Annotated in this window: 13 protein-coding genes; 12 read left to right on the top strand and 1 reads right to left on the bottom strand. The window is 70.8% G+C overall.

What is annotated here, in order from left to right; genetic code table 11:
* Window positions 1–53: 53 nt before the first annotated feature.
* From HJD23_RS41240 to HJD23_RS41190, 12 genes are all read left to right on the top strand, one after another.
* Complete coding sequence (locus HJD23_RS41240) at window positions 54–242, top strand: universal stress protein (RefSeq protein WP_171118664.1); 189 nt, start codon at window positions 54–56, stop codon at window positions 240–242.
* Window positions 243–261: 19 nt separating this feature from the next.
* The gene (locus HJD23_RS41235; RefSeq protein WP_232108246.1) at window positions 262–690 is read left to right on the top strand and encodes a DUF1540 domain-containing protein; all 429 of its coding nucleotides are present in this window, start codon (window positions 262–264) and stop codon (window positions 688–690) included.
* Window positions 691–1058: 368 nt separating this feature from the next.
* On the top strand, window positions 1059–1928 hold the full coding sequence (locus HJD23_RS41230; protein WP_171113543.1) for a universal stress protein: 870 nt from the start codon (window positions 1059–1061) through the stop codon (window positions 1926–1928).
* Window positions 1929–2031: 103 nt separating this feature from the next.
* The gene (locus HJD23_RS41225; RefSeq protein WP_171118667.1) at window positions 2032–3507 is read left to right on the top strand and encodes a bifunctional aminoglycoside phosphotransferase/ATP-binding protein; all 1476 of its coding nucleotides are present in this window, start codon (window positions 2032–2034) and stop codon (window positions 3505–3507) included.
* A 429-nt stretch (window positions 3508–3936) separates the two neighbouring features.
* Window positions 3937–4299 (top strand): hypothetical protein, encoded by a 363-nt coding sequence (locus tag HJD23_RS41220; RefSeq protein ID WP_232108244.1) that lies wholly within the window; start codon window positions 3937–3939, stop codon window positions 4297–4299.
* Window positions 4296–4436 carry a hypothetical protein gene (locus HJD23_RS44555; protein WP_232108243.1) on the top strand — a complete coding sequence of 47 codons (141 nt, stop codon included), beginning with the start codon at window positions 4296–4298 and terminating at the stop codon, window positions 4434–4436. Before HJD23_RS41220 ends, HJD23_RS44555 begins: the two co-directional genes overlap by 4 nt.
* Window positions 4437–4579: 143 nt before the next feature.
* Entirely contained in the window at window positions 4580–5608 is a 1029-nt protein-coding gene (locus HJD23_RS41215; RefSeq protein ID WP_171118669.1) for an alcohol dehydrogenase catalytic domain-containing protein, read from the top strand.
* 300 nt (window positions 5609–5908) lie between these two features.
* Window positions 5909–7699: an acetate--CoA ligase gene (acsA, locus tag HJD23_RS41210; RefSeq protein WP_171113546.1), complete on the top strand. Its 1791-nt coding sequence runs from the start codon at window positions 5909–5911 to the stop codon at window positions 7697–7699.
* Window positions 7696–8763 (top strand): pyruvate dehydrogenase (acetyl-transferring) E1 component subunit alpha, encoded by a 1068-nt coding sequence (pdhA, locus tag HJD23_RS41205; protein ID WP_171113547.1) that lies wholly within the window; start codon window positions 7696–7698, stop codon window positions 8761–8763. The genes acsA and pdhA overlap by 4 nt, the downstream gene beginning before the upstream one ends.
* 2 nt (window positions 8764–8765) lie before the next feature.
* Window positions 8766–9761, top strand: coding sequence for an alpha-ketoacid dehydrogenase subunit beta (locus HJD23_RS41200; RefSeq protein ID WP_171113549.1), 996 nt, complete (start codon window positions 8766–8768; stop codon window positions 9759–9761).
* Between the two features lie 2 nt (window positions 9762–9763).
* Complete coding sequence (locus tag HJD23_RS41195) at window positions 9764–11197, top strand: 2-oxo acid dehydrogenase subunit E2 (RefSeq protein ID WP_171113552.1); 1434 nt, start codon at window positions 9764–9766, stop codon at window positions 11195–11197.
* Entirely contained in the window at window positions 11194–11439 is a 246-nt protein-coding gene (locus HJD23_RS41190; protein ID WP_332112408.1) for an acyl carrier protein, read from the top strand. Before HJD23_RS41195 ends, HJD23_RS41190 begins: the two co-directional genes overlap by 4 nt.
* A gap of 25 nt (window positions 11440–11464) precedes the next feature.
* Here HJD23_RS41190 and HJD23_RS41185 read toward each other — a convergent pair whose 3' ends face one another.
* Window positions 11465–12328: a CBS domain-containing protein gene (locus HJD23_RS41185; RefSeq protein WP_171113554.1), complete on the bottom strand. Its 864-nt coding sequence runs from the start codon at window positions 12326–12328 to the stop codon at window positions 11465–11467.
* Between the last annotated feature and the right edge of the window lie 63 nt (window positions 12329–12391).

Here is a 12391-nt window from a genome sequence, read left to right as displayed (position 1 = left end):
GGGAGGGCGTCGGATTCGCTGCGGCGGCGGGGTGGTGACCGTCCGACCGAGACCTGGTCCGTGACGCCCCGATCCCGGCCCTGACCCGTGCTTCCGACCGGGCCGACCTGCTCGTCCTGGGTTCCCGCGGCCGCGGCGGCTTCCACGGCCTTGCCCTGGGCTCGGTCAGCCACCAGCTCCTGCACTTCTCGGCGTGCCCCATCGCGGTCGTCCGCCCGCGCCCCGAGCCCGCCCCTGCCTGACAGCACGACCCCGGTGCGGTTGCCCCGTTCGGAGGAAGTCCGCTGGCCGTCGGCGGTGCTGACGACCACGCTCGACCTGGTGGGCCGTGCCCACGTCAGCCGCCTGCCGCCCGCCGTCGGCGAGCCGAAAAGACATACCGACCGATACGAGGAGACCATTGTCATGGAAATGCCCGTCGTGAACGAGTGCGCGGTCGAGGACTGCGCCTACAACCGGGACCGCGCCTGCCACGCCCTGGCCATCACCGTGGGCGACCCCCGGCACCCACACTGCGACACCTTCTTCGCGGCCCCGGCCAAGGGCGGCGACCCGTCCACCACCGGCCGGGTCGGCGCCTGCAAGATGTCCGACTGCCGGCACAACGTCGACTTCGAATGCCAGGCCCCCGGCATCACCGTGGGCTACCAGCAGACCGAAGTCGACTGCCTGACCTACGCACCCGCCTGAGCCCCACGGGCCACGTCACCGCGCAGAACCGCTGGTGAGCCTGACGGACGGACATGGCCCCGGGCATGGACGATCATGGCTTTGCAACCGGTGACCGTGAGGCACAAGCATTCATCGGTCGGCTCCTGCGCGAAGACCGCCCCGATGACGCCGTGCTATCGGAGGAGACGCCCGACAATCCGGCCCAGGAACCGTGAGTTCACCGACCCGACCCGCACGACTGGCCGGGGCGATACAGGTCGCCCTGCGGGAGAAGGACCGGCTGGCAGCCGGCGCGGTCGCCCTGCCCGCCCGTGCGCTGTTCCTGTCCACCGGACAACACCCGCCCACCCGACCCGCCTGCTTCGTACGAGACGGAGGCCGCCGCCATGCAACCAGTCGTCACTGTGGGCCTCGACGGCTCGCCCGAGAGCCTCGCCGCCGCCCGCTGGGCTGCCGACGAGGCCGAGAAACGCAAGCTCACCCTGCGCCTGTTGCACGCGTGGCCACTACTGGCACCGGAACCGACCCGCGTCCGCTCGGAAGTCGATCAGAACTACTGGGCGAAGCGTCTCGTCCACACCGCGCAGGCAGAACTCCAGGCACGTCACCCGAGCCTGTCCATCGTCGGGAACCTGGTCGCCGACGATGCCCAGAACGCCTTGCTCCAAGCGGCGTCGGAGTCCGAAATGCTCGTGCTCGGTTCGCGAGGGCTGGAGCCCGTCGAGAGCTATTTCCTTGGCGACGTAAGCATGCCGGTCGTGGCACGGGCAGAGCGGCCGGTGGTACTGGTCCGCGCCCAGAGCGGCGGGGAAGGGGCAGCCCCGGCATCCGCAGACCGCGTGGTCGTGGCCCTGAAACTGCACGGTTCGTCCGACGACCTGCTCGACTTCGCCTTCCACACCGCTGCCGCCAGATGCGTTCCCCTCCAAGCCGTCCACGGCCGAAGCGTGCCACTCCACGCACGCGTTCCCTGGGGCGTGGACCACAACGTCACAGAGGAGATCACGCGGGACGCGCTGAAGGAGCTGGGCAAGGCACTCCGCCCCTGGCGCGAGAAGTACCCGCAGGTAGACGTGGCCGACGGCGTCCGTCTCGAAAGCCCTGCCAAGGCGGTCGTACGGGCTGCCGAAGGCGCCGCGCTGCTCGTCGTCGGCCGACGCGGACACCGTCCGGGTCTGGCACCCCACCTGGGTCCCGTGGCGCAGGCAGCCATCCATCACGGGCGCTGCCCCGTCGCCGTCGTTCCTCATGACTGAGCCCGGCCTCCACGGGAGGTCGCTGGGATCGGTGCCTCGGGCCGACCCATCCGTGCTCCGGTCCAGTGACCGGCACGACGGCGAGCCACTGCCGCGCGCGGAGGTGTGCGAGACCCACACCGCAATCGTCTTCTTCGTCGGCGACCGCACCTACAAGCTGAAGAAGCCGGTGGATCTGGGATTCCTCGACTACACGACGGTGACGGCCCGCCGGGCCGCGTGCGAACGCGAAGTCGCTCTCAACCGCCGCTTCGCCCCCGACGTCTATCTGGGTCTGGGCGAGATCCGAAGCCCCGACGCGCAGGCGCCCGAACCGCTCGTAGTGATGCGCCGCATGCCTGCGACCCGCCGCCTCTCCCACCTGGTACGGGAAGGGGTCGCCGTCGACGACGTCTTGCGGGCCGTCGCCCGGCATCTCGCAGCCTGGCACGCGGACGCGCCCCGGAGCCGGGAGGTGGACGAGCAAGGCACGCGGGACGCTCTGTCCTCGCGTTGGGAGGCCAGCTTCCAGCAGGTCCGCGCGTTGGCCGACGACGGCGTCGTGCCGGACGGGGTGGCGGAGGTGGAGCGGCTGGTACGCCGCTACCTCGCCGGCCGCAAGCGGTTGTTCGACTCCCGCATCGATCAGGGGCGGATGGTCGACGGCCACGGCGATCTGCTCGCCGAGGACATCTTCTGCCTCGACGACGGCCCCCGCGTCCTGGACTGCCTGGAGTTCGACGACCACCTCCGCTACGTCGACGGCCTCGACGACGCCGCCTTCCTCGCCATGGACCTGGAACAGCTCGGCGCCCCTCAGGCCGCGGCGTACTTCCTCGCCCGGTACGGCGAGTACTCCGGCGACCCCGCACCCCCCTCCCTGTGGCACCACTACGTCGCCTACCGCGCCTTCGTCCGCGCCAAGGTCTCCCTGATCCAGGCCCGCCAAGGCGCGCCGGGCGCGGAGGCCGCGTCGCGACGGCTGATCGCGACGGCGCTGCGCCACCTGCGTACCTCCGCCGTCGGCCTGACGCTCGTCGGCGGGCTGCCGGGCAGTGGGAAGTCCACCCTCTCCGGAGCGCTGGCCGACCGGCTGGGGGTCACGCTGCTCAGCAGCGACCGCCTCCGCAAGGAGCTGGCGGGGATCCCGGCTGAGCAGTCCGCGGCGGCCGGCTACGGCGAGGGCCTGTACACGCCGGAGTGGACGGCCAGGACCTACGCCGCTCTGCTCGACCGTGCGTCCGCCCTGCTGTCCTCCGGCGAGTCCGTCGTCCTGGACGCCACCTGGTCTGATGCGGCACAACGTGAAACGGCCCTGAGCGTGGCCGAACGCACCAGCTCCGATCTGGTGGCCCTGCACTGCCGCGTGCCGGGCGACGTGTCAGCGGCTCGCCTGACCACGCGCGCTCCCGGAGCGTCCGACGCCGACCTCGACATCGCCACCACCATGGCGGCCAGGGAACAGCCGTGGCCCGAGGCCGTCGCGGTAGACACCAGTGGCACGTTGGAGTCCGCGGTCGCCCAGGCGCTGGCTGCCACACGACCGTGGGGCACCGGCCAGGCACCGGTCTTCCGCCGCCCCTACATGGAGCCGGACTAGACGAGCGGGTATCCCCGCTGGTGTTCGGGCCCGACCACTGACTGCGGGGCCGCGCCACCAGGTTTCGCGGGGCGTGGCGCATTGCCTCATGGTGGGTTGTACGGGGAACCCCGGCCCGGCGGGCGTGGCAGAGCCCGGCATCGTACGCCGTTACGGCTTTGTGGGAGAGGCCACCGTGGGTGAACAGAGACCGCTCGCACCTGGCGAGGCATGGCGGGCCATGGCCGCATGCTTCCCCGCCACTTCGCGCTGCTCGCGCGGCACCGGGTTCGCCTGCCGAAGGAACGGCTGGGGATGCGGCTCCGTTTCGCCGACAGCACCTCGGCCCGGGTATACCCGGGAGACCCGCATCGGCAGCGGCTTGGCGAAGGGCCCGCGCAGGGAGCGCAGAGCCGCTGCCCAACGTCGGCTGATCCTCACCCACATGGCGTGCTGGGCGGAGGCGTCCACCGGCCGGGCCCCTCATGGCTGCGCGCGGTGGCCGCTCCGCGGGCAGCCCCCGCCCTCCTCGCTCGCCGACGGCTGGTCGCCGAGGCCATCCGTCTCGTATCCCAGCTGCGGGTGAACTACCGGCACAGTCCCCTGTCGGTGCAGGGGACACCGCCCCTGCGTGGTGCTCCTCGCCCAGGAGACCGCCTGCTCGACGCGACCGTCAGCGTCGGAGGACCTGCCGAGCCGCTGCACGGCCTGCTGGCCCGCCCCGGGGTGCACCTGCTGCTGCAGCGCGATACCGCCCCGCCGCCGGACACGGTGGCCGGACCTCGGGTCACCGTCCTCCGGCTGATGAGATGAACAGCCCCGGTCGCGGTCTGGTGGCCGTCCGCCCGGACGGCCATGTCGGCTTCCGCTGCGGGGCCGCCGACCCCGCCGGGCTGACCGGCTGGCTCTCCCTGATCGGCGCAGCGGCATCTCCACCCGTCCGGCCGTGAACACCAGGCGACGGAGCCCACCTCCCCGCCACAAGAGTCCGATGATCCTGAGGAGTCAACGGGCTGATGGTCCCGGTTGCCCGGGCGTCCTTCCAGAGCGACGGTGGAGAGAGCCGGCCAAGTCGGCCAGGGAGTGGATGACCATGCGAGCCCTCGTCTACCACGGTCCCGGACAGATCTCCTGGGACACGGTCACGGATCCGGCGATCGAGGACCCTGGCGACGCCGTCGTGCGCATCGAGGCCACGACCATCTGCGGCACCGATCTGCACATCCTGCGCGGAGACCTGCCCGAGGTGAAGCCGGGGACGATCCTCGGCCACGAGGCCGTCGGCGAGGTCATGGAGGTCGGCGGCGAGGTCCACGACCTGCGCCCCGGGGACCAGGTGATCGTGTCGTCCGTCTCGGCCTGCGGCCGCTGTCCGGCGTGCCGTGACGGCAAGTGCGGACAGTGCCGAGGGGGCGGTGGATGGATCCTCGGGAATCTGATCAACGGCACTCAGGCGGAGTTCGTACGGGTTCCCTTCGCCGACCACTCCACTCACCGACAGCCCTCGGCGCTCTCCCTCGATGACGCGGTCCTGCTCGCCGAAGTCCTCCCCACCGCCTACGAAGTCGGCGTGCGGCATGGAGAGGTGGGCCCGGGAGACACCGTCGTCGTGGTGGGCGCGGGTCCCGTCGGTCTCGCCTGCGTCGTCGTCGCGCGGCTCTACTCGCCACGCCGGATCATCGTGGTGGACCTGTCCTCCGCCCGGCTGAAAGCCGCCGCCCGCGCGGGGGCCGATGCCGCCGAACTACCGGGGACGATGATCGCCGAGCTGTCCGAGGGACCGGGTGCCGACGTGGCCATCGAGGCATCAGGTGAACCGGAGGGCTTCGTCCTGTGCACCCGCGCCGTCCGCGCGGGAGGGCACATCGCCAACATCGGCACCCACGGCAGGCCCGCGACCCTGCATCTCGAATCCCTGTGGCGCAAGAACGTGACGATCAGCACCGGCCAAGTGGACACGTACTCCACACCGTGGCTTACGGAGCTGGTGAGATATGGCCGCCTGCACGTCTCACAACTGGTCACTCATACATTCGGCCTCGATCAGATGGAGGACGCCTACGAGGTGTTCTCCCACGGCACTACTTCCGGCGCGCTCAAGGTCGTACTGCACCGTGAGTGAAGGGCCCGGTCGACAGGAGTCCGAAAAAGGCCATCCGTTCCCCTTTCCTGGGCCGTCCGGCCCTGGAACTCGCCGACGAGCGGCGGTGCTATGGAAATGAGCCGAGGGCCACAGCAGACACGGCGAAGCGGAGCGACACCGCGCACCGTGCAATTCGGGCCCGCAAGAAGCGGGCGGCCCTCGGCCCCATGAGCGCTGGCAGCGACCGCCGCCCGTCCCGTCAGCATCCGGCGAAAATGCGGCCAGAGCCAGGCTCGGCGACCCTGGAGATCAGGGGGACAGTGCCGGGAGGAGCCCCCCATGCACTGGGAAACCATCCACAAGGACACCGCACCGGTCGTCCCACCCCGTCTCACCGACTACGACCGGACCCGCTCCGCCTTCACCTGGTCGCAGGCGCGCGCCGAACTGTCCGGGCTGCCCGGCGGCGGCCTCAACATGGCCCACGAGGCCGTCGACCGGCACGCGGCCTGCGACCATGCCGACAAGGTCGCGCTGCGCTGCGTCGCCCGGGACGACTCCGTCTCGACGATCACGTACGCGGAACTGGCCCGCCGCACGGCCCGCTTCGCGAACGTCCTACGGTCGCTCGGCGTCGGCCACGGAGACCGGGTGTTCACGCTGCTGGGCCGCTGCCCAGAGCTCTACACCACGGTGCTGGGCACGCTGAAGAACACCAGCGTGCTCTGTCCGCTCTTCTCCGCCTTCGGCCCCGACCCGGTGGCACAGCGGCTGCGGTTGGGCGACGCACAGGTCCTGGTCACCACCGCGGCCCTCTACCGGCGCAAGGTCGCCGAGCGCCGCGCTTCGGTTCCCATCCTGAAGCACGTCCTGATCGTCGGACCGGGCGCCGAGGAACTACCCGGAACCGCCTCCTTCGACGACCTGATGGCCGCCGCCCCGGACACCTTCGCCGTCCCGCCGACCTCGCCCGACGACATGGCCCTGCTGCATTTCACCAGCGGAACCACCGGCACCCCCAAGGGCGCGGTCCATGTCCACGAGGCGGTGGTCGCCCACTACGCCACAGCCGCGTACGCCCTCGACCTGCACCCCGAGGACGTGTACTGGTGCACCGCCGACCCCGGCTGGGTCACCGGCATGTCGTACGGGATCATCGCCCCGCTCGTCCACGGCGTGACGGTGGTCGTCGACGAGGGCGACTACGACGCCCGGCGCTGGTGCCGGATCATCGGTGAACAGCGGGTCACCGTCTGGTACACCGCCCCCACAGCCCTGCGCATGCTCATGCGCGCCACGCCCCGCCAGGGCCCGTACGACCTGCCGCGTTCCTACGACCTGTCGGCCCTGCGCTTCATCGCATCCGTCGGCGAGCCCCTCAACCCGGAGGCCGTGGTGTGGGGGCGGGACGTGCTGGGCCTGCCGGTGCACGACAACTGGTGGCAGACGGAGACCGGATGCATCATGATCGCGAACTTCGCGGCATGCGAGATCCGGCCCGGCTCGATGGGACGTCCACTGCCCGGCGTCGACGCTACCGTGCTGGAGCAAGGCGAGGACGGCCGGGCGCTGGTCACCGATGGCAAGGTCACGGAAGTGAAGAGCCCCGACGTCGAGGGCGAGTTGGCGCTGCGGCCGGGCTGGCCGTCGATGTTCCGCGGCTACCTGCACGACAAGGAGCGCTACGACGCCGCGTTCGCCGACGGCTGGTATCTGACGGGTGACCTGGTCCGCCGGGACACGGACGGATGGTTCTGGTTCGTGGGGCGCGCCGACGACGTCATCAAGTCGGCGGGGCATCTGATCGGCCCGTTCGAGGTGGAGAGCGCTCTGATGGAGCACCCGGCAGTGGCCGAGGCCGGGGTGATCGGACGGCCGGACCCGGTCGCCGGGAATGTCGTCAAGGCGTTCGTGTCACTGCGCCCCGGTATCGAGCCGACCCCGGATCTGGAGCGGGAACTGCTCGCCTTCGGCCGCCGCAAGCTGGGGCCCGCCGTCGCTCCCAGGGATCTCGCGTTCGACCAGAACCTGCCCAAGACCCGCAGCGGGAAAGTGATGCGCCGAGTGTTGCGTGCGCGTGAACTGGGCCTACCAACGGGCGACTTGTCGACCTTGGAGGGAACGGCATGAGCGTGGCCCGCCCCACCCGCACGCGGAAGGACCCGGCGCCCCCGAGGTCGGGCAAGCCGACCGCGATCACCATGACGACCAATCGGAAGGCGGACATCGGACACAGGACCGGCCTCCTGGAGTCAATGCTGCGCATCCGGCGCTTTGAGGAGCGGTGCGTCGAGTTGTACAGCGCCGCGAAGATCCGCGGGTTCGTCCACCTCTACATCGGCGAGGAGGCCGTCGCCGTCGGCATCAACGAATCCCTGACACCCGAGGATGCGGTCGTCTCCACCTACCGCGAACATGGCCACGCGCTGGCCCGCGGGATCACGGCCGAGGCCGTCATGGCGGAGATGTACGGCAGGACGACGGGGTGCAGCGGTGGCAGGGGCGGATCGATGCACCTGTTCGACGCTAGCCGCCGCTTCTACGGGGGCAACGCGATCGTCGCCGGCGGGCTCCCCTTGGCCGCCGGTCTCGCGCTCGCCGACCATATGCGCGGACAGCCGAACGTCACCTGCTGCTTCTTCGGCGACGGAGCCTTCGCCGAAGGCGAGTTCCACGAGACCGCGAACCTGGCGGCCCTGTGGAAGCTCCCGCTGCTGCTGGTCTGCGAGAACAACCTCTACGCCATGGGCACGGCCCTGGAACGGCACGAGGCACAGACGGATCTGGCCATGCGCGCCGCCTCCTACGGCATGGTCGCCTGGGCCGTGGACGGCATGGACGTCGAAGCCGTCGAACACGCCGCCCGACGGGCCGTCGAGGGCATCCGGACCGGCACCGGACCGCACTTCCTGGAACTGCGCACCTACCGCTTCCGCGCCCACTCGATGTACGACCCGGACCGGTATCGCCACAAGGCGGAGATCGAGCGCTGGAAGGAGCGGGACCCGATCAGCCTGCACACCGACCGCATGCGGGAGAACGGTGAGCTGGGCGACAAGGAACTGGCCCGGATCGAGCAGCGCATCACCGACGAGATCGACCACGCCGTCGAAGCGGCGGAACAGGCACCCGAGGAACCGGTCGAGCACCTGCTCCACCACGTCACCAGTTCCTCGGCAGAGGCGGTGAGCTGACCGTGGGCGCCGAGGGAACGCAAGAGGCTAAGACGACCTACCGGGAGGCGATGCGCGAGGCGCTCCGGGAGGCCCTGCGCGCCGACGACCGGGTCTTCCTCATGGGCGAGGACGTAGGCCGCTACGGCGGATGCTTCGGCGTCAGCCTCGGTCTGCTGGAGGAGTTCGGCCCCGAACGCGTCCGCGACACCCCGCTCTCGGAGTCCGCGTTCGTCGGCGCCGGCATCGGCGCGGCCCTGGCCGGGATGCGGCCCATCGTCGAGATCATGACCGTCAACTTCAGCCTCCTCGCCCTCGACCAGATCCTCAACAACGCCGCGACCCTGCTGCACATGTCGGGCGGCCAGCTGCCCGTGCCGCTGGTCATCCGCATGACCACGGGCGCCGGACGGCAGCTCGCCGCCCAGCACTCGCACAGCCTGGAAGGCTGGTACGCGCACATCCCCGGCATCCGCGTCCTGGCCCCCGCCACCCTGGAGGACGCGCGGCACATGCTGGCCCCGGCGCTCGCCGACCCCGACCCCGTACTGATCTTCGAGCACGGAAGCCTCTACAACGTCTCCGGCGAACTCCTCCCGCCCACCGCCCCCGTGGATCTGGACCACGCCGCGATCCGCCGCCCCGGCACCGACATCTCCCTGATCACGTACGGCGGTTCACTGCCCAAGGCCCTCGCGGCGGCGGACGAACTGGCCGCCGAGGGCATCAACGCCGAGGTGATCGACCTGCGCACGCTGCGTCCCCTCGACGACGCGGCCATCACCGCTTCGGTGGCCCGAACGCATCGTGCGGTGGTCATCGACGAGGCATGGCGGACGGGAAGCCTCGCCGCGGAGGTGTCCGCCCGCATCGCGGAAGGGTCCTTCTACGACCTGGACGCGCCCGTCGAGCGGGTGTGCAGCGCGGAGGTGCCCATGCCGTACGCCCGGCGGCTGGAGGAGGCCGCCCTGCCGCAGGCCGCCGACATCGTCGCGGCCGCCCACCGGGCGGTGGACTGATCATGGCCGAGTTCACCATGCCGTCCCTCGGCGCGGACATGGACGAGGGAACGCTCCTGGAATGGCTGGTGGGGCCCGGTGACCCCGTACACAAGGGAGACCCGGTCGCGGTCGTCGAAACCGCCAAGTCGACCATCGAGGTGGAGTGCTTCGAAACCGGGACCATGACGAAGCTGCTGGTCGAGCCCGGGACGACGGTGCCGGTGGGCACGCCGCTCGCGCTGATCGGACCGGCCAAGGAGCGACGACCCGCCCGTCACGCACCGAAGAAGGGCAAACCTTCCAAGCCTGCCGAGCCCGCCGAGATATCCAAGCCCTCCGAGATCCCCTCCCCACCGCCTGAGCCCGTCCCGGTCCCAGTGCCGGCACCCTCCGCCGCTCGGCTGCCCGGCCACATCGAGGCCGGCCCCTTGGTCCGGCACCTCGCGGAGCAGAGCGGCGTCGACCTGGAGACACTGCACGGCTCCGGACCCGGTGGACGCGTCACCCGAACGGACGTCGAACACGCGGCAGCCGCCCGAGCCAGTACCAAGCCATCGCGGGTGCGGGCCACCCCCCTCGCCCGTCGGCTCGCCGCCGAACTGGGCGTCGACCTCGCCACGGTGAGAGGGACGGGCAGGCAGTCGGCCGTCCGTGCATCGGACGTACGTCAGGCAGCACCCGGCCCATCGGCCCCGGCCCCGCCCGCGCCTGCGGCCGCCGCCCCCGTACGTCCTTCCCATGCACGCCCTTCCCCTGTCCGCCCTTCTGCCACGCGCCCGTCCGAGGACCGGACGGCGGCCATGCGCCAGGCGATCGCCGGATTGATGAGCCGCGCCAACCGGGACATCCCCCACTACTACCTCTCCACCACCGTGGACATGGCCGCCGCGATGGACTGGCTGCATGAGCACAACCGGCGCAGCCCGGTCGGTGAACGGCTGCTCCCCGCGGCCCTGCTGCTCAAGGCGGCGGCCCTGGCTGCCCGGGAGGTCCCCGAACTCAATGGCTTCTGGACCGATGACCACTTCACGGCAGGCGAGGGCGTCCATGTCGGTGTGGCTGTGTCCCTGCGTGGCGGCGGGCTCGTCGCTCCTGCGCTGCACGACGCCGACACCCTGGCGCTCCCCCAACTGATGGCCGCCCTTAAGGACCTGGTCACCCGGGCCCGCACAGGCAGGCTGCGCGGGTCCGAGGTGTCCGACGCCACGATCACGGTCACCAATCTCGGCGATCAGGGTGTGGAGACGGTCTTCGGCGTGATCTACCCGCCTCAGGTGGCCCTGGTCGGCTTCGGGACGGTGATCGACCGGCCATGGGCCGTCGACGGCCTGCTGGGCGTGCGCCCCGTGGTCACAGCGACCCTCTCGGCCGACCACCGGGCGACGAACGGTGCCGTCGGCGCCCGCTATCTCACGGCGGTCTCCCGCCTCCTGCGGCACCCGGAGGAGTTGTGAACCGAACCGATGCACTGGACATGGTCAGGGACTCGATCTCCCGCGTCATCCCCGACGCCGACGTCGCCGCGCTGGGGCCCGACGACGCGTTCCGCGACGCTCTCGACATGGACTCGCTGGACTTCCTGAGTTTCGTCGAGGTGCTCAGCGAACGGTCCGGCGTGCGCATCGAGGACGAGGACACGCCCCAGCTGTCCACGCTGTCCGGCAGCGCCGACTTCCTTGTCGCCCACACGCAGTGACGCGCGCTCCGTGGACGACCACGGCTCAGACCGCTTCGGTGTCGTCGACCACACCGACCACGTCGTCGATGCCCCGCACCGATGCGATCAGTTCGGCGACAACGGCCTTGTCCAGTCTCCCCGTCACGGTGACCACGCCGTTCTCCACCGTGATCCCGACAGCGCGCGGATCCAGCAGGTGCTGACCGACCAGGGACTCGACCTCGGCCCGGATCTCGGCGTCGTCACGGATCAGGGCCCGCAGCAGGTAGCGCCGGGTCACCACACCGACGAGCCGGCCGCGATAGTCGGTCACGGGCAGCCGCTTCAACCGCGCGTGGGCGGCGGTCCACGCGGCGTCCGCCACTCGTTCCGCCGGATGGACGGTGACCGGCGGGAAGGTCATCAACGTGGCCGCCGTGTCGCCGTGGCTCTTCTCGTAGAGGCGGTGCTGCCACAGCCTGCCGACTGCTCCGTGTCGGCGCGGTTCCGCCATGACGGCGGCCTTGGCCAGCAGGTCCGACTCCGAGACGACACCGATCACATGGTCGTCGGCGTCGACCACCGGTACGGCGCTCACCTGCTCGCGGGCGAGTGTGTGGGCCACGTCCACGAACGGCATGTCGCCGGGGACGGCGACCGCCGGGACCTGCATGACGTCCCGTACATGGAGGGTGACTGGTTCCCGTTCCGAGGGCCCGCGCGCGGAAGTTGCCTGCGGCGGTTCGGACTTCGCCCTGCCGGGAGCGGCCTCGGGCTCCTGGGCGCTCCTTGCCGATGCCGCGGCGGCGACTGCTGCGAGGTAGCGGCCCAATGCGTCCTGGCGGGGTTCCTCCTGGGGTGTCCAGGGGCGGCCCGGCGTGCTACGGCGGGCTTCTTTCTCCGCGGAGCTGTGTTCCAAGTCGCTCACGGCTGCCTCCCTGGGACGCCGTCCACCTACGGGGCCAGTTTCGCATCGATCGAGGGGCGTGGT

The sequence above is a fragment of the Streptomyces sp. Z423-1 genome (genome assembly GCF_013009255.1).
Classification (GTDB): Bacteria; Actinomycetota; Actinomycetes; order Streptomycetales; family Streptomycetaceae; genus Streptomyces; species Streptomyces gossypiisoli.
The sequence above is the reverse complement of the archived record's forward strand: the minus strand, read 5'-3'. Positions and strand labels throughout refer to the sequence as shown.